Origin of the sequence: Streptomyces sp. NPDC019890 (assembly GCF_044903445.1) — a bacterium.
In the GTDB taxonomy this organism is placed as follows: domain Bacteria; phylum Actinomycetota; class Actinomycetes; order Streptomycetales; family Streptomycetaceae; genus Streptomyces.
The window spans coordinates 259,264-284,664 of record NZ_JBJDQK010000008.1 but is presented as its reverse complement, the minus strand read 5'-3'; the positions used below and the strand labels follow the sequence as shown (position 1 = coordinate 284,664).

General features: G+C 67.4%; 19 protein-coding genes and 1 pseudogene. 14 read left to right on the top strand and 6 right to left on the bottom strand.

What is annotated here, in order from left to right:
* The first annotated feature begins 192 nt into the window (after positions 1-192).
* Positions 193-1,158: a LysR family transcriptional regulator gene (locus ACI2LP_RS23335; protein ID WP_404726439.1), complete on the top strand. Its 966-nt coding sequence runs from the start codon at positions 193-195 to the stop codon at positions 1,156-1,158.
* A 67-nt stretch (positions 1,159-1,225) separates the two neighbouring features.
* On the opposite strand, the gene ACI2LP_RS23330 is transcribed toward ACI2LP_RS23335, so the two are convergent.
* Together ACI2LP_RS23330 and ACI2LP_RS23325 are read right to left on the bottom strand one after the other, a co-directional pair.
* The gene (locus tag ACI2LP_RS23330) at positions 1,226-2,419 is read right to left on the bottom strand and encodes a M6 family metalloprotease domain-containing protein (protein ID WP_404726438.1); all 1,194 of its coding nucleotides are present in this window, start codon (positions 2,417-2,419) and stop codon (positions 1,226-1,228) included.
* Positions 2,420-2,599: 180 nt separating this feature from the next.
* Positions 2,600-3,826 (bottom strand): M6 family metalloprotease domain-containing protein, encoded by a 1,227-nt coding sequence (locus ACI2LP_RS23325; protein WP_404726437.1) that lies wholly within the window; start codon positions 3,824-3,826, stop codon positions 2,600-2,602.
* 657 nt (positions 3,827-4,483) lie between these two features.
* Between ACI2LP_RS23325 and ACI2LP_RS23320 the strand changes: the two genes are divergently transcribed.
* The 11 genes from ACI2LP_RS23320 to ACI2LP_RS23270 all read left to right on the top strand — a co-directional run bounded on the left by ACI2LP_RS23320 (position 4,484) and on the right by ACI2LP_RS23270 (position 17,861).
* Positions 4,484-4,987, top strand: a complete 504-nt coding sequence (locus ACI2LP_RS23320) for an ATP-binding protein (RefSeq protein WP_404726436.1) — start codon at positions 4,484-4,486, stop codon at positions 4,985-4,987.
* Positions 4,988-5,434: 447 nt separating this feature from the next.
* Complete coding sequence (locus tag ACI2LP_RS23315; protein ID WP_404726435.1) at positions 5,435-7,093, top strand: FAD-dependent oxidoreductase; 1,659 nt, start codon at positions 5,435-5,437, stop codon at positions 7,091-7,093.
* Positions 7,090-8,577, top strand: a complete 1,488-nt coding sequence (locus ACI2LP_RS23310) for an ATP-binding protein (protein WP_404726434.1) — start codon at positions 7,090-7,092, stop codon at positions 8,575-8,577. The genes ACI2LP_RS23315 and ACI2LP_RS23310 overlap by 4 nt, the downstream gene beginning before the upstream one ends.
* 81 nt (positions 8,578-8,658) lie before the next feature.
* Positions 8,659-9,225: a PadR family transcriptional regulator gene (locus ACI2LP_RS23305; RefSeq protein ID WP_404726433.1), complete on the top strand. Its 567-nt coding sequence runs from the start codon at positions 8,659-8,661 to the stop codon at positions 9,223-9,225.
* An 86-nt stretch (positions 9,226-9,311) separates the two neighbouring features.
* Positions 9,312-11,033, top strand: a complete 1,722-nt coding sequence (locus ACI2LP_RS23300) for an acyl-CoA dehydrogenase family protein (protein ID WP_404726432.1) — start codon at positions 9,312-9,314, stop codon at positions 11,031-11,033.
* A 330-nt stretch (positions 11,034-11,363) separates the two neighbouring features.
* Positions 11,364-12,101, top strand: a complete 738-nt coding sequence (locus tag ACI2LP_RS23295; RefSeq protein ID WP_404726431.1) for a hypothetical protein — start codon at positions 11,364-11,366, stop codon at positions 12,099-12,101.
* Positions 12,098-13,027 carry a class 1 isoprenoid biosynthesis enzyme gene (locus ACI2LP_RS23290; protein ID WP_404726430.1) on the top strand — a complete coding sequence of 310 codons (930 nt, stop codon included), beginning with the start codon at positions 12,098-12,100 and terminating at the stop codon, positions 13,025-13,027. The genes ACI2LP_RS23295 and ACI2LP_RS23290 overlap by 4 nt, the downstream gene beginning before the upstream one ends.
* Positions 13,028-13,040: 13 nt before the next feature.
* On the top strand, positions 13,041-15,296 hold the full coding sequence (locus ACI2LP_RS23285; RefSeq protein WP_404726429.1) for a PEP/pyruvate-binding domain-containing protein: 2,256 nt from the start codon (positions 13,041-13,043) through the stop codon (positions 15,294-15,296).
* A gap of 30 nt (positions 15,297-15,326) precedes the next feature.
* Positions 15,327-16,205, top strand: a complete 879-nt coding sequence (locus ACI2LP_RS23280) for a UbiA family prenyltransferase (protein ID WP_404726428.1) — start codon at positions 15,327-15,329, stop codon at positions 16,203-16,205.
* Positions 16,206-16,224: 19 nt separating this feature from the next.
* Positions 16,225-16,857 carry a glycerol-3-phosphate acyltransferase gene (locus tag ACI2LP_RS23275; protein WP_404726427.1) on the top strand — a complete coding sequence of 211 codons (633 nt, stop codon included), beginning with the start codon at positions 16,225-16,227 and terminating at the stop codon, positions 16,855-16,857.
* The gene (locus ACI2LP_RS23270; protein ID WP_404726426.1) at positions 16,854-17,861 is read left to right on the top strand and encodes a polyprenyl synthetase family protein; all 1,008 of its coding nucleotides are present in this window, start codon (positions 16,854-16,856) and stop codon (positions 17,859-17,861) included. The genes ACI2LP_RS23275 and ACI2LP_RS23270 overlap by 4 nt, the downstream gene beginning before the upstream one ends.
* Here ACI2LP_RS23270 and ACI2LP_RS23265 read toward each other — a convergent pair.
* Complete coding sequence (locus tag ACI2LP_RS23265; protein WP_404726425.1) at positions 17,858-18,550, bottom strand: glycerol-3-phosphate acyltransferase; 693 nt, start codon at positions 18,548-18,550, stop codon at positions 17,858-17,860. The genes ACI2LP_RS23270 and ACI2LP_RS23265 overlap by 4 nt on opposite strands.
* Before the next feature lie 261 nt (positions 18,551-18,811).
* On the bottom strand, positions 18,812-19,531 hold the full coding sequence (locus ACI2LP_RS23260) for a mannose-binding protein (protein ID WP_404726424.1): 720 nt from the start codon (positions 19,529-19,531) through the stop codon (positions 18,812-18,814).
* A 589-nt stretch (positions 19,532-20,120) separates the two neighbouring features.
* Between ACI2LP_RS23260 and ACI2LP_RS23255 the strand changes: the two are divergent.
* Both ACI2LP_RS23255 and ACI2LP_RS23250 read left to right on the top strand, forming a co-directional pair.
* A pseudogene (locus ACI2LP_RS23255) lies at positions 20,121-20,564 on the top strand (type VII secretion system-associated protein); the annotation flags it as partial.
* 41 nt (positions 20,565-20,605) lie between these two features.
* Positions 20,606-21,943: a hypothetical protein gene (locus ACI2LP_RS23250; RefSeq protein WP_404726423.1), complete on the top strand. Its 1,338-nt coding sequence runs from the start codon at positions 20,606-20,608 to the stop codon at positions 21,941-21,943.
* A 258-nt stretch (positions 21,944-22,201) separates the two neighbouring features.
* Here the strand turns inward: ACI2LP_RS23250 and ACI2LP_RS23245 are convergent, their stop codons facing one another.
* The gene (locus tag ACI2LP_RS23245) at positions 22,202-23,725 is read right to left on the bottom strand and encodes an aldehyde dehydrogenase family protein (RefSeq protein ID WP_404726422.1); all 1,524 of its coding nucleotides are present in this window, start codon (positions 23,723-23,725) and stop codon (positions 22,202-22,204) included.
* Positions 23,726-23,825: 100 nt separating this feature from the next.
* Entirely contained in the window at positions 23,826-25,388 is a 1,563-nt protein-coding gene (locus ACI2LP_RS23240; protein ID WP_404726421.1) for a GMC family oxidoreductase, read from the bottom strand.
* Positions 25,389-25,401: the final 13 nt, after the last annotated feature.

Genomic DNA, 25,401 nt, shown 5'->3' with positions numbered 1-25,401 from the left:
CGCGAAGCGAGACTGGGACGGCCGTCAGATGACCGCGGCCTGGTTGATCAAGAAGACTTTCGGTCTCGGCCCGGGCGCAGTGTCCTCGCGCTTGCATCGGGCGTCTGCGTGAATTACATGTGACATTTCACATAAGACTGGGGGTGTCACTCCCCTGTTCGGGAGCTCCCGCGGGTTCATAACATCCGCGCCATGGATCTCGAGGTACGGCATTTGCGAGTGATCTGCTCGATAGCGGAGGCAGGGAGTCTCACCCGCGCCGCCGCGTCGCTGCGCATGACCCAGCCGGGGCTCAGCGCCCAGCTGCGGCGCATCGAGATCATGCTGGGCGGGGCGATCTTCGACCGTGGAAAAGCCGGTGTCGTCCCCACAACGTTCGGCGAGCTGGTGCTCACACGAGCACGTGCCATCCTGCCGGGCATCGACGACCTGCTGGCCGACACCGCCCGCGTCGCACGCTGCCGAACGACAACCGACCGCGTCCGCCTCGGATCGGTGGGCGCCCCGTTGCTTGCCGATCTCATCGTGGCGGTAAGGGATTTGACGCCCCGATCGGAGGTGACGGTCCGATGCCAGTACTCCCCGTCGCCACTGCTCGACGACCTTGCCGCGGGACGACTGGAGGCGGCGGTCCTCGGTGACAACCCTGGCCAGGAGCTCTCGCCACGCGATGGAGTCGTACTGCGCCCACTGGCCGCCGAGCCCGTCTTCGCCCTGCTCCCCTCCGCCCACCCGCTGGCAGAGCAGGAAGAGGTGAGCTTGAACCAGCTCATCGAAGAGGACTGGGCCGTGCCCCACCCGGACACCGACCGCACCCGGGAATACTGGGCGTCTGTCTTCGCCCTGGCGGACCGCCAACCGAAAACGCCCTACGAGGCGGAGGGCCGGCAACTGATCGAGCTCGTACGGGCGGGCCTGGCCGTCAGCCTCTGCCAGGCCACGTTCATCGCGGTGCCCGGCGTCGCCGTCCGCCCTCTCGCCGGGAATCCGATCTGGTACCGCCATGTGCTTGCCTGGCGTCGCGACGGCCCGCTCGCCGCACACGGCGACGAGATCTTCCGCAGGGTCGGCAAAGGCTATCTGGCCACCTGCGCCGCCACTGAGGCGTACGCACGGTGGCGCGAACGCCATCCGCACTCGGTGCGGCTGCTGGACTGAACCGGGTGCTGCTGCGGCGGATGGTGACCGAAGACAGCATGGTCGCCCTCCACCGCAGCAGCACGCCCTACTGCTTGGTGATCGATATGTCGTCGTGGAGAGCGCTGCTGCTCTCGACGTCGATGCGGACTCCGGTGGCGGGATCGGTGAAGGACTGTCCGGGTTGGAACGCGGCCATGTCCAGCGGCGCGCAGCCCGACGGCGGTGTGGCCTCGGGGTTGCCGTTGACGACCTGGATCGGGCCGTCGCCCGTCTGGGTGGACGAGTCGACCTTGTAGATGAGCACGCCGGTGGAACAGGCCTTGGCATCGCCGCCGACAGCCTTGCGGGACTCGGCGACGTACGCGGTGGTCTCGCCCGTGCGGATCACCGCGATCTTGGTTCCGCCGGGCTTCTCGACGGCCTTCAGATGGACGGCGTGGCTGCCGGGCGCGGACAGGCAGTCGACCTGTTCGTCGCGGATCCAGCCGAACTTCCAGCGCTCCCAGCCGACATGCTCCGGGGCGGGCCCGGCGATGTTGCCCATGAGGTCCCAGCCGCGCACGTAGCGGTGGAAGTCGGTTCCGGTGAAGGCATACAGGTCGGGCAGCCCGAAGATGTGGCTGGTCTCGTGGTTGGCGACCTTGTAGCCCCAGCGCCACATGTCCTGTCCGAACGTCACCCCCCACTTGAGGCGCTTGCCGTCGGCGACGATGCCGGAGGTGGCGGGGTCGTACAGGTAGGTCGGGGAGAACTTGACCGCCTTCGCGGCCTTGGTCGGGACGATGTAGACCATGTCGTACTGGGAGAAGTCGGCATGCGGATCCGCGGCCTGGACGGCCTGACGCACGTACAACTCGTGCTGTTCGAAGGTGATCCCGCGGTCGAAGCCGTAGGTGGTGGATTCCTGCGGCATCCGCAGCCAGCGGTTCACCGGGGTGATGTCGAGCTTGACCCGCCCGTAGGAGGCCTTCTGCATCCAGTCGGCAGCCGGGGCGAGTTCGTCGTAGTAGTCGGTGGTGGAATCGGTGGCCGGGGCGTCGGGGAAGTCGACGAACAGCATCAGGACGTGCTTGGTGCCGATGGGCTGCTGGAACTGGTTGTAGTCGGTGTTGTGGCCCTCGTCGGTCCAGCCGGTCCTGCCGGGGAGGGCGCAGTCGGCGGCGGGGGTGGTGGTCGGGACCTCGGAGACCGCACTCGCCACTGGCGTGGCTGCCGCCAGAGGGATGAGCACGGTCAGGGCGACGGCGAGCCGCCGGACCTTGGGTGTGGGTCTGTGCATTTCCTCAGTTCCTTCCTTGCGGTGGCGTCCGGACGTCAGGCGCGCCCGGTGCCCTTGCCATGTGACATTTCACAGAGTGGGGACAAGGTTGAACGCGACCAGTCCTTAACGACAGCTCCCGTATCCCCATAACTTCGCGTTATGCGGATACGGGAGCCAGAGGCATCCCGTGCTATGCGGTCACCACTTGTAGGTCCAGACGGTGTCGTTGTACGCGTCGGAGCTGTTCACGTAGATCCGGATGCGGGCGGTGTCGTCCTGGAACGACTCGCCGGGTTTCCAGGTCTGCATGTCCAGCGTGGAGCAGTTCCCGGTGGGTGCGGCGGCGTTGGGGTTCGTCACGATGCGGATCGGCCCGTTGCCGGTGGTGGTGGAGGTGTTGACCTTGTAAATGACCACGCCGGTGGCGCAGGCGTTGGAGTCGTTGTTGGCGGCCTTGCGGGACTCGGCGACGTAGGCGGTGGTGGCGCTGGTCTTGATCACTGCCAGCTTGTAGCCGGTGCCCCCGTACTCCACTCCGTTGAGGGTGGTGGAGTACGTGTCATTCGTGGACAGACAGGAGACCTGGCTGTCGGTGATCCAGCCGAACTTCCAGGCGTGCCAGCCGAAGAACTGCGGGGCCGGGCCGCTGACCTTGCCCATGATGTCCCAGCCGCCTACGTACTGGTGCAGATCGCCGCTGAAGGCGTAGAGGTCGGGCAGGCCGAAGGTGTGGCCGGTCTCATGGACGGCGACCTTGGAGCCCCAGGTCCACAGGTCCTGACCGAAGGTCACCGCCCAGTGGATGGCCACCCAGCTGTTCGTCGGCCCATTCCAGACCCAGGTCACGTTGTTGGGGTCCTGGATGAAGGTGGGGGAGTGACTGATCGCGGCAGCCGTGCTGGTCGGCACGATGTAGAACGTGTCGTAATTGGCGAGGTTGACGCCCGCACTGGCGGCGCCGGTGAGTGCGTCCTTGACATAGGTCTGGTGCGTGGCCCAGGAGAAATCGCGCTGCCAGTTGTAGGCGGTGGAGTTCTTCGGCATGCGCACCCAGTTGCCGTACGGGGCCTGCAGGTCCAGCCAGGTCTTGCCGTTGGAGGCGTTCCACAGCCAGTTGGCGGCGCCGGAAATCTGGTTGTAGTAAGGGGTGAGAGGCGTGCTGGTCCCGACGGCGTCGGGGAAGTCCACGTAGATCACGCCTACGCGCTTGGTGCCGTTCGGGTTCTGGAACCGGGTGTAGTCGGTTTGCTGGCCCTCATCGGTGTAGCCGGTCGTCCCCTGGAGCGCACACGTGGAGGTGCTCCCGTTGAATGCATGGGCGGGGCCGGCGGGGACGGTGACCAGGGCAAGCAGAGCGAGCAGGGCGGACAGGACGATCAGGGGCGCCGCGGGGAGTAGGCGTCGCGTCCAGGTCGAAGAGCGCAAGGTATGCCTCCGGGGGAGTGGTCCGGGCTCGGGCCCGGCAGCTGCGACCCTCCGGCAGGCGACGTGGCGGCTACCGATGACAGGTGGGCGGGTCGCGGACTCGGCTCGCCGTCTCTTCGCAGCTGTTGCAATGTGGCGGAGGGCAGGTCGGCAGCTCGTTCAGGGGAGCTCTCACCTGCCCGGGGATCGCGCCGGCATCGGAGGTTCGCCCTCCGGATCATCTGGGCGATCGTGGAGCGTACCTGCCCGTCCAGGCCGGGTGCCGCCTGGAATTGCGGCTGAGCAGGATCCGCTTGACTGTCGGTTCGGGGACATGGTGCGGCCCGGTCAGCGCGTCAGGCAGCTCTCGCCTGTTCATCACATAGCGTTATGAACCCGGAAGGCCGCCGCCTCCGGGCCCTTGCCATCGCGGGGACGTGGCCTCGCCGATGCGGTCAGGTATCACCGTGAGTGCATGCCGACAGTGATCACCGTACGTGCATGCCCGGCCACTGCTCGAGAGCCCCACATGACCACCGGAACGCGCTACCCATCGTTCCCTCCACTTAATGGGTGCGCTTACGCGTTGATCTCTTTGTGGGCGCCGGCGTTCTGTGGAGACAGATGTCCAGGACATCCGGGACGCGAAAGGGCGGCAGCATCATGACGATCAATGAAGTGGACGGGCCGCTGACCGGCCGCCTGGCCTACGTCCTGGCCCACCTCACCCGCCTGGTTCCCAGGCCGTACCGAGGTGACAGTAGATCTCGGTGGTTCGATCGCCACCCGGCCTCCGTGGCCGCCGCTCGGAGCTTCACTCGCGACATCCTCGTCGCACAGCCCCTTGAGGAATCGGAAACCGCCGAGCTGCTCGTCAGCGAACTGGTTACCAACGCGGTGCGCTACGGAGCCGGCCCCATCCTGCTCAGTGTGACTGTCCGCGGCACGTCACTGCGGTGCGAAGTCACTGATGCGCATCCGGCTGCCCCCTGTCTCAAGGCGGCCGGCGCCGACGATGAATCCGGTCGAGGCATGCAGTTGATCCATGAACTGTCCCACCGCTGTGGCGTCCGTCCGGCTCGCTGGGGAAAGACGGTCTGGTTCGAACTGCAGGCTCCGGGCCTGACCGAAGCCGCGGTTCCGGCTTCCGTCCCCGCCCTCGGCCGCTTCGCCCACGCGTAGGCCCCGCCGCCGCAGTGCCAGTCGGCCGTCGGACAACTCCGCGTTATGGGCTTTCGAGATCTCCCCGACGGCACACCAGAGGCCAGATGCTGAGCGGGCCACGCCGCTCGGACACCGTGCCTCCTTGCCGGCACCCCGGACGCTCGTACCTCGTGATGGGAGTAACCGATGAGGAGGCCCTTGACAGACGTTCAGAACACTGCCGAGGCATCCCGATCCTCGGACCCGCACGACTCCGCATGCCATTGCGGGCAGTCGTTGGTCTGCTGCGACGGTTGCGGGGCCATGCGTTGCCTTGACTGCGACCCCTACCGTTCCGATGACTGCAACTTCGGCCTCTGAGCGTTCCCGCGACGGCGCCGCTACGCGTGCTGGTCACTGAGAGTCCCACAGGCTGCTTCCGGTCCCTCATCGCGTGCGTGCTCGCTGGAGAGCAAGATGGAGGGCATGGCGAAGCCGACGATCCTGACCGTCGATGACGATCCGGGCGTGTCCCGGGCCATCGCCCGCGACCTGCGGCGCCGGTACGGCGACCGGTACCGGGTGCTCCGCGCACCCTCCGGTGCAGAGGCTCTGGAGGCGCTGCGGGAGGTCAAGCTGCGGGGCGAGCCGCTTGCCGTGATGATCGCCGACTACCGCATGCCGACGATGAACGGAGTGCAGTTCCTCGAGGAGGCCATGGACCTCTTCCCTCTGGCCCGGCGTGTGCTGCTGACCGCCTACGCCGACACGGGCGCGGCCATCGACGCCATCAACGTCGTCGACCTCGATCACTATCTGCTCAAGCCCTGGAGTCCGCCCGAGGAGAACCTCTACCCGGTCCTGGACGGGCTGCTGGAGCTGTGGGCGGCAGCGCCCCATGACGAAGCCGGCGAGACGCGGATCGTGGGCCACCGTTGGTCGGCACCGTCCTTCGCCGTAAGGGAGTTCCTCGCCCGCAACCTCGTCCCCTATCGCTGGCTCGCCGCGGACGAGCCCGAGGGCATGAGGCTGCTGGACGCGGCCGGGCTGACGGCGGGCGACGTGCCGCTGGTGATCACTGCCGACGGCGAGACACTGCAGGCGCCGAGCGAACCCGAACTCGCCGCGCACGTGGGACTGACCACCACCCCCGCCGCCGCCTTCTACGACGTCGTCGTGATCGGTGCGGGCCCCGCCGGGCTCGGTGCCGCCGTCTATGCGGCTTCCGAGGGACTGCGCACTGTACTGGTGGAACGCAGCGCGACGGGTGGGCAGGCCGGCCAGAGCAGCCGGATCGAGAACTATCTCGGGTTTCCCGATGGAGTGTCGGGCGCCCAGCTGGCGGACCGCGCCCGCCGCCAGGCCATGCGCTTCGGCGCCGAGATCCTCACCGCGCGTGAGGTGGTGTCCCTGGAGGCCGCGGGAGCGGGGCGCGTGCTGCGGTTCAGCGACGGGACATCGATCGGTGCCCACACCGTCGTGCTGGCCACCGGCGTTTCCTACCGGCGGCTGGACGGACCGGGACTGGAGGAGTTCACCGGGGCGGGCGTCTACTACGGCGCCGCTTCGTTCGAGGCGGCCAGTTGCCAGGACCAGGACGTCTACATCGTGGGCGGAGCGAACTCCGCGGGCCAGGCCGCGGTGTACTTCTCCCGCTACGCGAAGCAGGTCCATCTCCTGATCCGAGGATCCGGCCTGACCCAGTCCATGTCCCACTACCTGGTGCAGCAGCTGGAGGCCCTCGCCAACATCGAGATCCACTCGCACACCGAAGTAGCGGGCAGCGAGGGCGAAAAGCACCTGCAGCGCCTGATCCTGCGGGACAACAGGTCGGACGCCCTCACCACCGTCCACGCGTCGTACCTGTTCGTCTTCATCGGAGCCGAACCGCCCACACAATGGCTGGACGGCGTCATCTGCCGCGACGCGCGGGGATTTGTCCTGACCGGCCCCGACCTGCTGTCCGAGGGGACCCGTCCCGCCGGGTGGCCGCTGTCCCGGGATCCGTACCACCTCGAAACCAGCGTGCCCGGCGTCTTCGCCGCCGGAGACGTACGCGCCGAGTCGGTCAAACGTGTGGCCTCCGCCGTGGGGGAGGGTGCCATGGCCGTCTCCTTGGTACACCGCTACCTGGAGGCGCAATGAACGCTCAGAGCGAGCGCACCAGGCTCACCCCCGCCGAGCTGCGCGAGTTGTTTCTCTTCGAATCGCTCGACAGCACGAAGCTGGACTGGCTCGCCGAGCGGGGGCGGGTCGAGACCCGGCAGGGCGGAACTCCTGTGTACTCCGAAGGCGAGCCCGCGACCTGCTTCTTCGTACTGCTCGGCGGCACTGTGGCGGTCCAGCGCCGCCTTCACGGCGACGACATCGAAGTCAGCCGCACGGACCAGGCCGGCGTCTATGCCGGCGCCACGCAGGCCTATCTCGGAGACCGGGTGGACCAGGCCTACCCCAACACGCTGCGAGCCATCACCGATGTCGAGCTGTTCGTCCTGCCCGCGGACGAGTTCGCCCAGGCCATCCGCACGTGGTTCCCGATGGCCCTCCATCTGCTCGAGGGCCTCTTCTTCGGCACCCGCGCCACCAACACCATCCTCGCCGAACGCGAGCGACTGGTTGCGCTCGGCTCCCTGGCCGCGGGCCTCACCCACGAACTCAACAACCCCGCGGCAGCGGCCGTGCGCGCCACCGACTCCCTGCGCAGCCGGGTGACAGGAATGCGCCACAAGCTCGCCCTCCTCGCCGACGGCCGCCTCGACGGCAGCCAGCTGCACCAACTGGTCGCCATGCAGGACGCGGCCATCACCCGCGCCACCGCCGACCGTACGCTCTCGGCCATCGAGGCATCCGACGCCGAGGACGAACTCGCCGACTGGCTCGAGGACCACGGCATCCGCCAGGGCTGGGACATCGCGCCCACGCTCGTCGCCGGCGGCATCGACGCCACATGGCTGTCCGACGCCATTGCTGCGTTGGAGGAGGAGCATCAGGAAGCGGCAGTGCGCTGGCTCGCCTACACCATCGACACCGAACTGCTGATGGGCGAGATCGAGGACGCGGTCACCCGAATCTCGGGCCTTGTCGATGCGGCACGCCAGTACTCGCAGCTCGACCGCGCCGCACAGCAGCCGGTCGACGTCCACGAACTCCTCGACGCCACGCTGGTGATGCTGCAGGCCAAGATCCCGTCCGGCGTGAAGGTGGTGAAGCACTACGACCGCGGCCTGCCGCCGATTCCGGCATACGGCGCGGAGCTCAATCAGGTGTGGACAAACCTCATCGACAACGCGCTCGGAGCGATGGACGGAACCGGAACCCTTACCCTCGCATCCCGGCGCGAGGGTGACCGCATCGTTGTCGAGGTGCGCGACACCGGACGCGGTATCCCGCCCGAAATCCGCCCGCGGATCTTCGAACCGTTCTTCACGACCAAACCGGTCGGCGAGGGAACCGGCCTGGGGCTCGACATCTCCTACCGGATCGTGGTCAACAAGCACCACGGCGACATCAGAGCGCACTCACAGCCCGGTGACACGAGGTTCGAGGTCGGCCTGCCCATCACACCGCCGCTCGAAGACCAGGACGCGCCCGCCGGCTCCGCCCGAGACTCCGGCCAAGCGGGGAACTGAGAGACGGAGCGCCGGGTGAGCCGTGTCTCACCCGGCTGCCACGGCTTGTCTATGCAACGAGTTGCATAGAAGGATCGGGATATGGCGCTCGAACACGCGATCCTTGTCTCTCTGCTGGAGAAGCCGGGCTCCGGCTATGAGTTGGCCCGGCGGTTCGAGCGGTCCATCGGCCACTTCTGGACCGCCACCCATCAGCAGATCTACCGCGTCCTCAAGCGCATGGAGAGCGAAGGGTGGGTCGACGTCCGCGAGGTGCCGCAGCAGACCCGGCCGGACAAGAAGGAGTACTCCGTCGCCGCCCTCGGCCGGGCCGTCCTCTCCACGTGGCTGCATGAGCCGATCGAACCCGAAAGCGTCCGGCACGACCTCGCGGTGAAGATCCGAGGCGCGGCCTTCGACGACCCTGCCGCGCTGATCCGCGAGGTCGAGCGGCACCGCACGGCGCACGGCGACCGGCTCGCGCACTATCTCGCGGGGGAGCTGCGTGACTTCACAGGACCAGAGGCCGCCCAGGCCGCCGCAGCGCCCGACCCCGGGCGGGAGCTCCAGCATGTCGTGCTGCGTGGCGGCATCGCGTACGAACGGATGACGCTCGCCTGGCTCGACGACGTCCTCGCCACCCTCCGCCGGCTCGCTGCCGAGCGCTGAACCGTCCCCGCCGCCTCCACCACGCTCACGTACGAACCTCGATCAACCCGCCATCCCTCCCTACCAAGCCGGAAAGGCAAACACCCATGGCCGACCCGCTGCTGTTCAATCCGCGCACCTACGACCCGGCACACTTCGACCCCGAGACCCGCAGGCTGCTGCGTGCCACCGTCGACTGGTTCGAGGACCGCGGCAAGCGCAGGCTGATCGAGGACTACCGCTCGCGTGCGTGGCTGGCGGACTTCCTCGCGTTCTCGGCCAAGGAAGGGCTGTTCGCGACGTTCCTCACCCCGACCGCCGCCGCCGAGGGGCAGCAGGACAGGCGGTGGGACACCGCCCGGATCGCCGCCCTCAACGAGATCTTCGGCTTCTACGGGCTCGACTACTGGTACGCGTGGCAGGTCACCATCCTCGGCCTCGGCCCGGTCTGGCAGAGCGACAACGCCGCCGCTCGCACCCGCGCGGCGGAACTCCTGTCCCAGGGCGAGGTGTTCGCCTTCGGCCTGTCCGAGAATGCCCACGGCGCCGACATCTACTCCACCGACATGCTGCTTGAGCCCGACGGTGAGGGTGGCTTCCGGGCCACCGGCTCCAAGTACTACATCGGCAACGGCAACGCCGCCCGCCTCGTCTCCGTCTTCGGCCGCCGCACCGATGTCGAGGGCCCGGACGGTTACGTCTTCTTCGCCGCCGACAGCCGCCACCCGGCGTACCACCTCGTGAAGAACGTCGTCGACTCCTCGAAGTACGTCAGCGAGTTCCGCCTCGACACCTATCCGGTCGGCCCCGAGGACGTACTGCACACCGGTCGCGCCGCCTTCGACGCCGCCCTCAACACCGTCAATGTCGGAAAGTTCAATCTCTGCACCGCCTCGATCGGCATCTGCGAGCACGCGATGTACGAGGCCGTCACGCACGCGCACAACCGCATCCTCTACGGCCGCCCCGTCACCGCCTTCCCGCACGTGCGCCGCGAGCTGACCGACGCGTACGTCCGTCTCGTCGGGATGAAGCTGTTCAGCGACCGCGCCGTCGACTACTTCCGCTCCGCCGGCCCCGACGACCGCCGCTACCTGCTGTTCAACCCGATGACGAAGATGAAGGTGACCACGGAGGGCGAGAAGGTCATCGACCTCATGTGGGACGTCATCGCCGCCAAGGGCTTCGAGAAGGACACCTACTTCGCCCAGGCCGCCGCCGAGATCCGGGGGTTGCCCAAGCTGGAGGGCACGGTCCACGTCAACCTCGCGCTGATCCTCAAGTTCATGCGCAACCATCTGCTGAACCCCGCCGGGTACGCGCCCGTCCGGAGCCGGCTCGACGCGGCCGACGACGCGTTCCTCTTCCGGCAGGGACCGGCCCGAGGACTGGGCTCCGTACGCTTCCACGACTGGCGCACCGCCTACGAAGCGTTTGCCCGTGTGCCCAACGTCGGCCGCTTCCGGGAACAGGCGGACGCCCTGTGCGAGTTCGTCACCACGGCCGCCCCCGACGAGGAGCAGAGCCGCGACCTCGACCTGCTTCTCGCCGTCGGCCAGTTGTTCGCACTCGTCGTCCACGGCCAGCTGATCCTCGAGCAGGCGCGCCTCACCGGCTTGGACGAGGACGTGCTCGACGAGCTGTTCGCCGTCCTCGTGCGCGACTTCTCCGCGCACGCCGTCGAACTGCACGGCAAGGACTCCGCCACCGAGGAACAGCAGCACTGGGCGCTGGCCGCGGTGCGGCGACCGATAGTCGACGATGCCCGCTCGGCGCGAGTGTGGGAGCGCGTCGAGGCGCTGTCCGGGGCGTACGAGATGACGCCGTAGCAAGGCGGCAACCTGAGCGAAGGGGCGTCTGACGGGCTCAAGGCCGGTTCAGACGCCCCTGGCGTACGCCTACCCTCCCCGGCAGGCCTTGCGCCACACATTGGTGATCCGCGCAGTGCATTTCCAAGGAGCTCCACCCGATCGAGTGACAAACTGACAAACCCGCACTCTCCACCGAACACAGCGCATAGCTTCGAAACAGGATCACCGAGTGGCCGTCGATACACCACTCCAGCGGACGTGAGCCCGCACGCTGCCGAACCCCAACAACCCCAATTACCCCAGAAGCACCGTTCTCTTACGGGCCCGGGGTGTGGCTGACGTCGCCTGTTGTTCATCGACATTGAGGGGAGGCCGTGTTTGGTCCGGTCCGAGAACGTACTCCAGTATGTGAATTCCGCCGGGTATGCGAATGATTTTCACGCCGTCCGCAATGTCTGGGCGACGCCGCAGATACTGGGTGGCGCGGGCATGTTCATCTTCACCACCTATGCCACTCTTCCGTTGCTCACCAGCGTGGGATCGGTCGACGGAAGCGGGGAAGCGCTGATGTTGCGCAAGGCCGTCAGCGAGGGGCAGGAGAAGACCACCCTCATACGTCTCCTCGGCATCGGCGACGACGCCGAAATGGCTGGTGGTCTCGCGAATCCCATGGTGCGCCGAATGCTGGCCGGGCTGGGCGACCGCCACCGTAACCTGCGTGGCATGACCGAAGAGTATCTCGACCTCTTCGCCGGCGTGATCGCGATCTCGGGCATACGTATGAGAGCCGCTCTGGAACTTGTCCTGGAAGCCGACGATTACCACCGCTACTGGCGATACATGCGTTACTCCCTGGCGCTGTTCGGTGCCGAGTTGGGCGATCGAGAGACGGTTTCCGATTCGTGCGCGCGTTTCGTCGCCCGTCATGCCGGAGCCGGTCAACGAACCAGGACCTACCTCGCCCATCTGTTCGCTGCCTATCCGGAACACACGTTGGCCTGCGCAGACGCGTTGTTTCCGGAGACCAGGCGGGTTGTCGCCAGCACCCTGGCCGGAGAACTCCCGGCGGGATGGTCCACTCGATGACGCTTCTGCCGCGGACGGGCGGCCGGGCTTGTACCGTGCTCCGCCTGCTTCCCGGATACGGGCGGCACTTGGTGTTCCGGCCATACCGGACTGGGCTGCCCCACATTCCCGGCGGGCGAGTGTGGGAGATCGCCGCGTACGACCTCTTCCTGAACCTCCTGCTGTCGGGCTTCGCGGAGATCACCGGAAGACCCGTCCGGAAAGGAACGGCGCAGCTGCTCATCCTGCTCAACAGGATTGCGTTCCTCGTGGACGACGAGTTCGAGCGTCGGGTCCGGAAGGAATCCGTGGCGTTCGACGATCTCGCCGCGACGAAGGATATCGGCCGTGCGGTGTCGGACCTGCGAATGTACTTGGACAGGACATGTGATCCGGCGCGATGTGACGTGATTCGGCAGCTGCTTCGCCGGACCGTCGAGACCGACTACCGGCGTTACGCGACGGCGATCGAACACCGGGGGACCGTGTCATCGGTCGACGACCTTCTCGAGGACGCCGCCGTGGACTGTGGCGCGGTGATGCGGCAACTCGCCCAGGTTGCCGGTTTGTTCCATGGGTTTACCGCGCCACAGGCCGCTCTGGACGACTTCTATGCACTCGGCCTCGCCTGCAAGTTCGCGGACGACCTGAGGGACTGGCGCCGCGACAGCGATACGGGAAACGGGAACATTCTCCTCACGATCCTCGCCCGGTACCCGAAGGAGAGCCGGCGGCTCGGGCGTGCGCGGGAGTCGGGACTTCAGATGAACGAGAAGCGATGGAATCGACTGTGTCCGGAGGCATTCGACGAGTTCGCCAATCTGTATGGGGGGTATTACTCGCGGATACGCTCCGACACCTTGCGTTTCGCCGCCGATTTGATGATGGAGACGGGCCGCATCGGCCATCTCCCGCAGAGCGGCGGGCAATCTGCCGCACGGGTATAGAAAGGAGGTAGGTGTGGACAAGCCCGCGGCCGCATTGCCCATGACCGTGGCGCTCACCGACGAGCGGGCGACCGACCCGCTGGTCAGCGGGCGGAAGGCGGCTACTTTGGCAAGCTTGCTGAAGGCGGGATTTCCGTGTGCCGACGGCGTGGTCATACCGGCCCAGATCCACCAGCAGTTTCAGGCGCAGGCCCCAAACCGGTCCGACCTGGGCGACATGCCGCCGCACCTCGCGCACGCCCTGGACGAGATCATGGACGTCTACGGTTCGGATCGGCTCGCCGTTCGGTCGTCGGGCGTGGCCGAGGACACGTCCGAAGCATCCTATGCCGGTCTCTATACGAGCGTATTGGACGTGTACGGGACCGACTCACTGAGAACCTCCGTGCTGCGGTGTTGGGAATCCGCCGCGAACGTGGCCTTCTACCGCGGCGAGGGCGCCGCTGACGTCCCACCAGTGGCCGTCCTCGTGCAGCGCCTGCTCGAACCCGACTCCGCGGGCGCGGCGTTCGCCACCGACCCGATGGGCGGCGGTGTCGCCGGTGTCGTGTCCATCTCCGCGGTTCGCGGGCGGGCGGACAAGCTGATGCAGGGTCAGACCGGCGCCGACGACTGGACGGTGACGTCCTCAGCCGCCACCCGCATCCGGAACTCCCACGACGCGATCACGCACGACCAGGCCGTCGCGATAGCCGAGCTGACCCGGCGGGTCTCCACCCATCTGTCCTGTCCCGCGGAGGTCGAGTGGGCCCTGCTGGACGGCGAGATCACGTTGCTGCAGGCCCGGCCGATGACCGCCGTCGCCGACCGACAGGTCACCTGGCCGGCGCCGCCGCGTGGTGAGTGGCGGCGGGACATCCGCCTCGGCGAGTGGTTACCGGAACCGGTGACGCCGCTGTTCGCCACCTGGTTCCTGCCGGCGATCGACCGCCGGTTCCGGCGGGCGCAGTGGCAACGCAGCGGAGTCCTGGTGCCAGGGCCGTCGTACCGACTCGTCAATGGCTGGTACTACCACTCACCACTGGGGGATCGGCGCTCCTCCGTGCTCCTGCGCGGGATGCTCGCGCGTCCCGGCTTCGCCTGCGCCATGCTGGTCGGCCGACGCTGGCCCTCGGTCACGAACAGACTGGTGGTCGAGAAAGAGATCGCCGCCCTCGAGAGCCACTCGCCGCGGAGCCCCGGCGCGCTGCTCACCGTCGCCGACAAAGGCTTGGACACGATGCCCGAGCGCGAGGTAATCGAGTTCATCGACCGCGTGATCGACCTGGTCGGCGCCCACATCTGGCCGATGTTCCTGGTCGGCGGCGCCGCGTGGCGGGCAGAACACGCGTTGGCCCGCTACTACCGAAGGAAGATTCTCCCCGACCTGAACCTGCCGTATCACGGCTTGTTGGTGGATCGGTATCAGGCCGACGACATGGCGCCGCATGCGGTCTCCACCCTCGACTGGTACCGCCCGACCCTCGGTGAGGTCTTCGACGGCTCTCGCCAAGGTCCACGGCCCGAGCCGCGCACCGACGAGGCCGGTCGGCTCGAGCAACTGTGCCTCTCGGTTCTCTCCCGACGGAAAGTGCGCTCGGCGCGGTTCAACGGCCTGCTGAGGCTGGCCCGGGACAGTGCTCGCCGGCGGCGGGTGTATACGCGGAACCTGACCTGGCCGTGGCCGATCCTCCGGCAGGCGCTGGGCCGGCTGGGCGCCGCGCTCGAGGACAAGGGTGTGATCGACCGCCCGGAGCACGTGTATTTCCTCTCCTACGAGGAGTTGCGGGAAGCGCTGTCGGAACGTCCTCCCACCCGGAGGCAAGGCGTCGTCTCGGCAAGGGTGCGGGAATGGAAACACCAGTGCGCACTCCGCCCGCCGCAGGCGCTCGGCAGCGCTGCGTGCCTGTTGCCGCTCCTGCTCACCCGCCCCGCGGGGGAGGCCGACGGGCGAAGCTCTGACGGAGTGCTGCGTGGGATCGGGGTGAGCCCTGGGAGGGTGACCGGCCAGGCGCGCCTCGTCGATCATCTGACGCGGGCAGAGGTGACGGGCCGTGACGTTCTTGTCGTCCGGTCCTTCGTGCCGGCACTGGCCCCGCTGATCAGAAATGCCGGGGCGGTCGCGTCCGACCTGGGCAGTGTGGCCGCGCACATGTCGGTCATCGCACGCGAGTACGGCGTACCGGCCGTTGTCGGCCTGCATTCGGTGACCGAAACCGTCCGGGATGGCGACCTCATCACGGTGGACGGCACAACAGGTTGTGTCTATCCGCCCGGAGCGGCGCTGTAGCGCGGCAGACCAGGAAACGGGACTTCATTGATGTTGGACAGCGTGGTGCGGTATGGCACGGTTTCGCGGATCGTGGCCACCTGCGCGGTCGTGAGGCCGATAACGTGTTTGCTCGCCGCACTGTCGGCGGCGTGCGGCGGCTATTTCACGTCGGACCCGTCCGGCCTGGCGTGGGACCGGGGTGTGCTGTCGATGGTCTGCATGGCTGGGTTGATGGGTGTCGCGAACGCGGTGAATGACATCGTCGACTTTCCCTCCGACCGGGTCAGCAAGCCGCAGCGGCCGATCCCGTCGGGTCGGGTGGCCATCCCAACCGCATGGTCCGTTGTCACCGCACTGGCGATTCTGACGGTGACAACCGCCGCCGCGCTGGGCCTTGCTGAGATGCTCTTCGCCGCGGTGCTCCTGGTCCTGGCCTTCGCCTATTCCTACCGATTCAAGGGCACCGTGCTGGTCGGCAACCTCATTGTCGGAGTGGTCAGTTGCGGCACACTGCTCTTCGGTTCGACGGCGTCCGGCCGAATGACGCTGAGCTCATGCCTTGCCGCGGGGTTCATCCTGCTGTTCGTGGTCGCCTACGAGATCGTGAAGACCTTGCAGGACCGCGATGCGGACAGCGCGGTCGGGCTGCGCACACTCGCCACGAAGTATGAACCCGGGGTGAGTGTTGCTGCCTACACCGCCGTGGCCACGATTCTCTGTTCCGCCGCACTCGGGGTGGGGGCGCGGGTCAGCTCGGAGCCGTCGTCGTATGTCGTATTTCTGGTTCCATGCCTGATCGCGCCCGTGTGTTCGTGCGCCTACATCCTCCGGTCATGGCCGGACCGGGACAGATCGACGGCGCGATCACTGCTCATCCTGCGGTTGGCCTGGTTTCCGGGCCTGGTGTCTCTCACGTTGCTGAAATGAGGTTTGCGGTGGATTTCGGATGAACATGAATCAACTTGCACTTTCTGCGGGCCTTGTCGTCGTCGGCTACTTCGTAGGTTGTATCTCGCCCAGCTACTACGTGACCAAGGTGCGCATCGGACGGGACATTCGCGACCTGGGCAGCGGGAACGCCGGTGCGCAGAATGTCGGCAAGGTTCTCGGCCGCCACTGGTTCGTGATCATTCTGCTGGCGGACATGCTGAAGGGTTATGTCGTCGTCTCCGGGGGCGTCGCCCTGAAGGTGGGGGATGTCGCGCTGACCCTCGCGGTCGTGTCCGTCGTGTCCGGGCATATCTGGCCGGTGCAGCTGGCGTTCCGGGGCGGGATGGGCATCGCGACGTCGCTGGGCGCCGTGCTGGCATTCAACTGGCTCGTCATGGCCGCAATCGTGGCGGTGTTCGCCGCTACCTACTTCCCTCAGCTGTGGACCGGGCAGACAGTGGCGCGCAAGGCGGCGGCGCGCAGCGCGGTTGCCTCCATCAACCTGGTCGCCCTTTCCCTGGTGCTGCTGAAGGAGCCGCTGATGAGCTGGCTTTCGTTGATCATTCTTGGTTTCGTCCACTACGCGGGTTACCGGTCGCGGTTGGCCAGAGGTTGGCCACGACCAGCTCGAGACGAGGCGGCGGCATGAGTGTCGGTCTGGCTGACCATTTCGCTGCTGAGTTACGCGGCATTGGTGACCGGATGTGCGCCGGCTTCGAGTTCTGGCCGTGGGAGCAGCGCGACCGGATGCGGCTTCTGGTCGAACGGCAACTGGCCAGGAAGGGCAAACGACTCCGATCGACGTTCGCCCTGTTGTGCGGCGAGCTGTTGGGCGGCGACACCGAACGGGTGGAGCCGGTGGCCGCGGCGGTCGAGTTGTATCACTCCGCGTCGCTGGTGCTGGATGACGTCCAGGACAACTCGACTTTCCGTGGCCGCGACCAGGCCGTCCACGTCAGTGAGAACGTGAGCAACGCGATCAATCTGGGATGTATCGTGCGGTCGTTCTCGCACTACCCGATCCATTGTTCCGACCTCACCCTGGCCGAGAAGGACGGCGTGCGGCGCCAATTGGATGTGATGGCGACGCTGGTGCCGATCGGACAGAGCATGGACATCGGCTGGCATCAGGGCTGGTACGACTTCAGATCGGTCCCCTACCAAGAGACGATTCGCTTGAAGACCGGCGCGCCTTTCGCCTGCGTCGCTTCCGGCGCCGCGGTGACCAGCCACGCGGACAGCGGGACTCGCGTCGAAATGGAGCGCCTCGGCTACGCGGTCGGCATGCTCTATCAGCTGGTCGACGACTACAACGACATGTTCGATCAGGACACCGTGCCAGGTGACCTCAGTGCGGGAAAGTTCACCCGGCCTGTCGCCATCCTGATCCAACTGCTGTGCGGGGGCGGCGAAGAGGAACTCGCCGGCCGCGTGGCGTCTCGGCTGAGGGTGCCGGACGACGACGGCGGTGTGGAGTGGATCCTGGATCTCATGCTGGCCAACTCCGTCGCTGCGATCCTCGAGGAGGAGATCCGCCGGCGCGTAGCCGACATCGAACGGGACGTCGCAAACCTGGCGCTCGGCGGTAGCGCGGCGACCGCCCGCATGGTGGAGTTCATCTCTGTTGTCGGAATGATTGGCAAACGGCTCTAGCCCGGAGTCGACCTGTCCCTGTCATAGAGCAGGCGTTCCACATAACGACCCATCGGCAGGCTCCGACGGACCTCAAGATCGTTACCCAGAATTCTTTTGGTCCACATGGGTATGAGGACGGCGACCAGGGGTAGTACGCCGCTTCGCTCGCGCGAGTGAAGCGCGACGGGCAGCAGCAGAAGTTGTGAGACAAAGGATCCCAGCCCGGTTTCCCGGCAGACATATCCGATGGCTGGACCACTCAGGATCACCGTGGCGCCCTGCCGGTTGATGCCGAGCAACGCGCCGGTCGCAGGCGTGATTCCGCGGCCGCCCACTCCCCCCATGAAGGGCGACCAGTTGTGTCCGGCGACAACGAGCCCGGCGTGCAAAGCAATCGCGGGCCGGTCTTGGCCGGCAAGCTTGATGGCGACGTACCCCTTCGCCACGTCCAGTGCCGATGCGATCAGGAACGGCGCCAACCCGGACGCGCGGTACACCCCGGTCGCGGACACGGATTCCGGATTGGTTGTGCGCAGATCGACGCCTCCGGCGCACTTCGCGACGATGTGCGCGAAGGGGATCGCTCCGATGAGAAACGAACCTCCCGCCCGGCACAGTTCTTTGCCGGCAGCCGCGCACCGCATCGGTTCACGTGGAACTTTGAAAGGTCTGCGCCACATTTGCGCATGGTAGTCGATTTCGAGCACACGCTTCGAGTTCGAAGTACGACTCCGGCAAGGGACAGAAGATCGGCGTCGTCAGCGCCGAGATGGTCAGCAGTGAGATTCTGGTGGGTTGGGACAAACGGCGTGTTGGCCCCCTGTGGTTCGGGTTGGGAAGGGCCGCAGCAAGAGGGCCTCTGGCCAGCACAGTATCTGCGAGTAGTTGGGTCGATCCGTGTGCCACGCCGGGGTGATGCATAGCGGCGAGGTCCGACAGTCGGCAGGCCTTTCCGACCCGACGCGGTGTCAGGTGGACCAGACAACTGCGCCGTTGTGAAGAATGACGACCTTGCCGTCCGTCCGCAGGACCAGCTGGGCGTTCTCGTGGCCGTGGCTCTTGGAGGCCCAGATGGGGCGGTCGTCGGCGTTGTGGATGACGAGGTTGCCGTCCTGCTGGAAGATTGCCCGGTGGTTGGCGCCGAACGTCATGGCCGCCCAGATGGGCTTGCCCTTCTCGTTGTAGACGACGAGGTTGCCGTCGCTCTGCATGACCATACGGATGCGGTTGGTGGACCATGCCTGTCCGACCTGCAGGACACTGGTCGCGTAGACGGTCTTGGTGCCCCAGTTCGGCTTCGGGGTCGCCTTGGGCCTGGGCTTCGCCTTGGCCTTCTTCTCGGGCGAACTGCTCGGCGAGGGCGTGGCAGGCTGGACGACGGCGACCTTCGGAGCCTCGCTCTTCTTCGGCTTCGCCCTGCTCGGCGACGAACTGGGCTTCTCGGCCACGTAGTCGTCGAGCACGGCGGGGGCGGAGCTCGCGTTCAGGACGGTGTCGGAGTCCGCGGCCAGCCCCTTGGCGGAGTCGGGTCGCTCGTCGTTCGCGCTCCCCGCCAGGAGCAGGGGTATGGCGACCAGGACGGCGCCGGCGATCGCGGCCCCCGCCAGGATCGGCTTGCGGGGGCGTCCTGTGTCGGTACCGGTGGCGGCCTTGACGTCCGGCGGCGCCGTTCCGACGGCCGCCGCCACGGCGACGCCCTCCTCGGGCTCCTCGGCGGGCTTGGCGGCGGCCGGGGGCGGGGCGGCGGCGGTGGCGGTCGCGGCAGCGGTCTCCCCGCTCGGGGCAGTGCCTGACTCCGCCTTGGGGGCCGCGGCGGGGCTCGGGGCCTGCTCGTCCGGTGCCGAGGACGGGGGTGGCGACCCGGCCTCCTCTGCGCGGGCTGCGAACCTTTCCGAGCCGCGAAGTCCTCCCGTACAGCCCTGGCTTGGACGTCCGGGCGGAAGGCATGTGTACGTCGACGGGTCCGATGGCACACCCAACTTAGCCCGTCACAGGGGCGACAGCAGCACCCCCCAGCCCCAACCGCCCCACCGCTTTGTCCACCCACGCCTCACTGGTCCCCAAAAGTTCACCACCGGGCAGCAAACGGGCACGCGGGGCCCCTGATACGGACATGACCCGGTCGCCCACGGGCGGGGCGCGTGTGGCATCCTGTTGGCTCCCCGATCTGATTCAACGTCGAGGTGCGCGCAGGGCGCGCGGCACCCAAGAATTCGTACGGCCCGAAGAGTTCAGGTGAAAATGCGGCCCGGAGAACGGCAAGAGGGCAGGCATGACGGGGGCGTGGGGGACTACCGCGCCAACCCGGCGTACCGGCCCTCGGCCCGGGTGCTCGGCTGGCCGGAGCCCAGCGACGCGGTGGACGCGGCGGCGCAGCGTGCCGCCACCGGTTACGGCTCGGTGGACGAGGCGCTCGAGGCGCTCGCGGAGGCGGAGATCACAGTAGTGCGCGGGCCGGACGGCGGGCCGCTCACGGCCACCGGCCTGGACGGGGCACCGGTGGTGCTGTTGTTCACCTCGCCGGTACACGAGTTCATGTCCGCGGTACTTCGACATGACACGCTTCCCGCACGCGAGTTGGCCCGTTCGCTGAGTGATTCCGGCACCCGGTTGCTGGCGAACGCCGGAGCCGCGGCCCCCTTGCTCGTCCCGGCGGACAGTCTTCTCGATCCCGTACGCGTGCCGGGTGCCGAGGGGGCGCCCGTAGCAGAGCCGGCCTGAACGACCCGGACCACCGCCTGCCCAACGGCGACCGGCTGCACGTGACCGTCGAGCACGTCGATCCCACCGATGCGCCGCACCTGACCGTGAACCTGGCGGGCCGGGACCAGGCGATGAACCAGACCACCTGGTGGTCCGACGCCGCCCCGGTGCAGATGGTGCACGAGCTCACCCACCAGCTCGGCCTGCGCGACGAGTACCGGGACGCCGACTCCCCGCACCGCCCGCACATCCTCGGCAGCCTGCTGGGCGACCTCGACGGAGCTACCGAAGACGCCTCCCTCGCCCCCGCCGGCCTGCGCGACCGGCACATGGCCCTGCTCGGAGCGCTCATCGGCGACGTGACCCCAGCGCCTCAGCAGAACGGCGACCAGGCCGACCAGAGCTGGGCGGCGGCCCGGAGCGCCGCCGCTGCGGAAACCCGCGAGTCCATCTGGGTCGACCCGGTCTCCCTGCCCCGACCCGCCGACGGCCCGGCAGTCACCGAGGTTCCGGCTCACATGCAGCAGGACTCGGACACGGCCCCCGCCGCACCGGAGCCGGTCCTCCGTCCCTTCAAGTTGGGGAACTTCGAGTTCACCAACCTGAACCAGACGGAGAGGTACGTCGACAAGGCGGTCCGGATCGTCGAGCTGCTCGACGAGCACAGCACCATCAAGAACTACGTCGGTGGCCGCCCTGTCCGGATCACCCTGCACCTGCGCACGACCGAGACCCCGGCCGACGTGCGCGACCTGGGCGACGACGGCGGCCAGATCAACCTCGCCAGTTACTACTTCGAGAAGTACGACATCGGTTACATCATGGGGATGCTGGCCCATGAGATCGGCCTGCACCCCTTGGCCTCGCGGGACACGAACATCCCCGACGAGGAGGGGATGTTCGCGGGGGTTCCGCTGACGGTTCCGGGGCTGACGGACCTGAAGATCCCGCGGATGATGAACACCGAGGGTGCGGGTCAGGCCGACCACATCATGGCTGCCTTCCCGAGCAGTACAAGGCACCGCATCTACCGGGACATCGTGCTGAAAATGGCCGATGTCCTGGCGGAGGATGCGCGAACGGGGGAGGAGGGCGCCAAGCCCGCGGACGTCACCGACCTGATCGACTGCTATCTGATGGACCTGGCCTCAATCGCCCTCACCAACGACCACCGGACGAACGCGGCGAAGGAGCCCAACTACACGGCGCGGGTCTACAACGCCTACAAAGACTTGTTCCAGGCCCAGTTGGCGGGAGCCACTGCGCTCCAGGCCCTTCAGGCCCTCCTGCCGTCCAACAAGAGCATGTTCGGCGTGATGAACGACTTCCGGCGCATCGCCACCCACGTCGCCATCGGCAACAGCGGCGACAGCATCCAGCAGGCCGGTACGACCTGAGGCGCGTGTGTCTCTGACGCACGCGCCTCCTGGCGCACGTTCGGGGCGGGGCGCACCGACACACAGTCCGCCCCGCACCACCACGCCTCACGAAACGGTCCGCACTCCCGCCAGCTCATCCGGCCCGACGGTGTGGCCCAGCAGGTGCAGCGGGCCCGCCGTCACCCCGGCACGTTCCACGGCCTCCCAGAAGGCGAGGGCCGCTGACCCGTAAGGAAATGCTGCGTGCCCACGTGGAACGTACCTTTTTTCGTGCGTCTAGAAGAAGCCCAGCTTCTTCGGCGAATACGACACCAGCAGGTTCTTCGTCTGCTGGTAGTGCTCCAGCATCATCTTGTGGTTCTCCCGGCCGATCCCGGACTGCTTGTAGCCGCCGAACGCCGCATGCGCCGGATACGCGTGGTAGCAGTTCGTCCAGACCCGGCCCGCCTGGATGGCGCGCCCTGCCCGGTAGGCGGTGTTGATGTCCCGGGTCCACACGCCCGCACCGAGCCCGTACAGCGTGTCGTTCGCCGTCCTGATCGCGTCGTCGAAGTCCGAGAAGGACGTGACGGCGACGACCGGGCCGAAGATCTCCTCCTGGAAGACCCGCATCCTGTTGTCGCCCTCGAAGACCGTGGGCTGGACGTAGTAGCCGCCCGCCAGTTCACCGTCGTACTCGATGCGCTGACCACCCGTCAGGATCTTGGCGCCCTCCTGCTGGCCGATGTCCAGATACGAAAGGATCTTCTGGAGCTGGTCGTTGGAGGCCTGGGCGCCGATCATCGTGTCGGTGTCGAGGGGGTGGCCCGGGAGGATCCTCTCGGTGCGGGCGATGCCCGCCTCCAGGAACTCGCTGTAGTGCCCCCGCTGGATCAGCGCCCGTGACGGACAGGTGCACACCTCGCCCTGGTTGAGGGCGAACATGGTGAAGCCTTCGAGGGCCTTGTCACGCAGTTCGTCGTCGGAAGCCCAGACGTCGTCGAAGAAGATGTTCGGCGACTTGCCGCCGAGCTCCAGGGTGACGGGTTTGATGTTCTCTGAGGCGTACTGCATGATCAGCCGCCCCGTGGTGGTCTCACCGGTGAACGCGATCTTCGCTACGCGCGGGCTGGAGGCGAGCGGCTTGCCCGCCTCCACGCCGAAGCCGTTGACGATGTTGACGACTCCCGGCGGCAGCAGGTCGGCGACCAGACTCAGCCAGAAGTGGATCGAGGCCGGGGTCTGCTCGGCGGGCTTGAGGACCACTGCATTGCCCGCGGCCAGCGCGGGCGCCAGCTTCCATGTGGCCATCAGGATCGGGAAGTTCCACGGGATGATCTGGCCGACCACGCCCAGCGGCTCATGGAAGTGGTACGCGATCGTGTCGTCGTCGACCTCGCTCAGCGAACCCTCCTGGGCGCGGAGGGCACCGGCGAAGTAGCGGAAGTGGTCGATGGCGAGCGGGATGTCCGCGGCCAGTGTCTCGCGGACCGGCTTGCCGTTCTCCCAGCTCTCGGCCACCGCCAGCTCTTCCAGATGGGCTTCCATCCGGTCAGCGATACGCAGCAGGACCGTGGCACGGTCGCCGGCCGAGGTGCGGCCCCAGCCGGGCGCGGCCGCGTGCGCCGCGTCCAGGGCGCGCTCGACGTCCTCGGCGGTGCCGCGGGCGATCTCGGTGAAGGGGCGGCCGTTGACCGGGCTCGGGTTCTCGAAGTACTGGCCGCGGGCCGGCGGCACGTACTCGCCGCCGATCCAGTGGTCGTAGCGGGACTGGTACGAGACGATCGCGCCGTCGCTGCCCGGCGCTGCGTATCGGGTCATCTCCATGGCCTCCCGGAGAGGGTGCCGCCCGCCTTTGGACGGCGCTCGCCGCGAGGCTAGGAGCCCGGACGTTGCAAGGAGGTTGCGGTGAGCCCGGCGCTCAGGTCCCCTTGATCATGTCGGCGCACTTCTCGCCGATCATCATCGTGGTGATGCATGGATTGACCGTGGGCAGGAACGGCATGATCGAGGCGTCGGCCACCCGCAGCCCGCTGACTCCTTTGACCCTCAGCTGCGGATCGAGCGGCGAGTCCGCGTCGTCCACCGCACCCATCCGCACGGTGCCCGCCGGGTGGTAGACGGTGTTGTGGGTCTCGCGGATGTAGGAGAACAACTCGTCGTCGGACGTGAGCGAGGGGCCGGGAGCCAGCTCCTTGCCTGCCCAGTCGGCCATCGGTGCCTGCCCGACGATCTCGCGGGCGAGCCGCAGGCCGTAGGTCATCACCCTGATGTCGTGCTCGTGCGTGAAGTAGCGCGGGTCGACCTTCGGCTTGTCCCGGAAGTCGCGGGTGCGCAGGCGCACCGTGCCCATGGACCGGGCGCGGGTGACGTTCGGCGTGAGACAGAAGGCGTTGTCGGAGGTGGGGAATCCGCGCCGGTAGGTGTTCATGTCGAACGGCACCGAACCGTAGTGGAACATCAGGTCGGGCCGGTCCAGGCCCGGCTGCGTGTCGGCGAAGATGCCGATCTCCCACCACTGGGTGGACGAGGTGACCATGGGCTGCTTGGCCTCCCACATGATCACGCCCTCCGGATGGTCCTGGAGATGCGAGCCGACGCCGGGGGAGTCGACGCGCACCTCGACCCCGGTCTCCTTCAGATGCGCAGCAGGCCCGATGCCCGAGAGCATCAGCAGCTTGGGCGAGTCGATGGCGCCGCAGGAGACGATCACCTCGCGGCGCGCGGCGACCGACCCGCTGTGGATGGCGTCCGGCTCCAGGTACTCGACGCCCGTGCAGCGTCCCCCGTCGCCGAACAGCAGCCGCTTGGCCTGGAGCCCGGTGCGTACCTCAAGATTCGCCCGCTTGCCGAGAATCGGATGCAGATAGGACACGGAGGCGGACGAACGGGTGCCGTCCTCACGGGCGTTGATCTGGAACCGGTTTGCGCCGCGCACCACCGTGCTGCCGGCGTTGAACGGCGTGGTGGGGATGTCCGCCGCCGCGCAGGCCGCGAGCAGCGCGGCCCCGCACGGGTCGTGCGGCGGCACGGTGCGGATGGTGACCGGACCCGAACGGCCGTGGTGCTCGCCCGGCGCGTCATTGCTCTCCAGGCGCTTGTAGAGCGGGAAACAGTCCCTGGCACTCCAGCCCGTACAGCCCATCGCGCCCCACTCGTCGAGGTCCTCGGCGGGCGCCCAGAAGGCGATGCAGGAGTTGTGCGACGAGCAGCCGCCGAGCACCTTGCCACGGGCGTGCCGCATAAAGCTGTTGCCGTTCTCCTGCGGCTCCACCGGGTAGTCCCAGTCGTAACAGGACTCCAGCAGGGCCATCCACCGGTCGAGTCGGAGGACGTTGTCGTCGCCGACATCGGACGGCCCCGCCTCCAGCACGCAGACGCTGATGTACGGGTCCTCGGTCAGCCGGGCCGCGATGACGGCGCCGGCCGTACCGCCGCCCACCACCACATAGTCGAACTCGTGGACGGGGCTCTGTGCGGACATCGTGTCTCCAGGA

Bases quoted from the DNA above. Each gene is read 5' to 3' on its own strand.
- ACI2LP_RS23335 (WP_404726439.1), top strand. From the start codon at position 193: ATGGATCTCGAGGTACGGCATTTGCGAGTGATCTGCTCGATAGCGGAG.
- ACI2LP_RS23330 (WP_404726438.1), bottom strand. From the start codon at position 2,419: ATGCACAGACCCACACCCAAGGTCCGGCGGCTCGCCGTCGCCCTGACC.
- ACI2LP_RS23315 (WP_404726435.1), top strand. From the start codon at position 5,435: ATGGCGAAGCCGACGATCCTGACCGTCGATGACGATCCGGGCGTGTCC.
- ACI2LP_RS23310 (WP_404726434.1), top strand. From the start codon at position 7,090: ATGAACGCTCAGAGCGAGCGCACCAGGCTCACCCCCGCCGAGCTGCGC.
- ACI2LP_RS23305 (WP_404726433.1), top strand. From the start codon at position 8,659: ATGGCGCTCGAACACGCGATCCTTGTCTCTCTGCTGGAGAAGCCGGGC.
- ACI2LP_RS23300 (WP_404726432.1), top strand. From the start codon at position 9,312: ATGGCCGACCCGCTGCTGTTCAATCCGCGCACCTACGACCCGGCACAC.
- ACI2LP_RS23290 (WP_404726430.1), top strand. From the start codon at position 12,098: ATGACGCTTCTGCCGCGGACGGGCGGCCGGGCTTGTACCGTGCTCCGC.
- ACI2LP_RS23280 (WP_404726428.1), top strand. From the start codon at position 15,327: ATGTTGGACAGCGTGGTGCGGTATGGCACGGTTTCGCGGATCGTGGCC.
- ACI2LP_RS23275 (WP_404726427.1), top strand. From the start codon at position 16,225: ATGAACATGAATCAACTTGCACTTTCTGCGGGCCTTGTCGTCGTCGGC.
- ACI2LP_RS23270 (WP_404726426.1), top strand. From the start codon at position 16,854: ATGAGTGTCGGTCTGGCTGACCATTTCGCTGCTGAGTTACGCGGCATT.
- ACI2LP_RS23245 (WP_404726422.1), bottom strand. From the start codon at position 23,725: ATGACCCGATACGCAGCGCCGGGCAGCGACGGCGCGATCGTCTCGTAC.
- ACI2LP_RS23240 (WP_404726421.1), bottom strand. From the start codon at position 25,388: ATGTCCGCACAGAGCCCCGTCCACGAGTTCGACTATGTGGTGGTGGGC.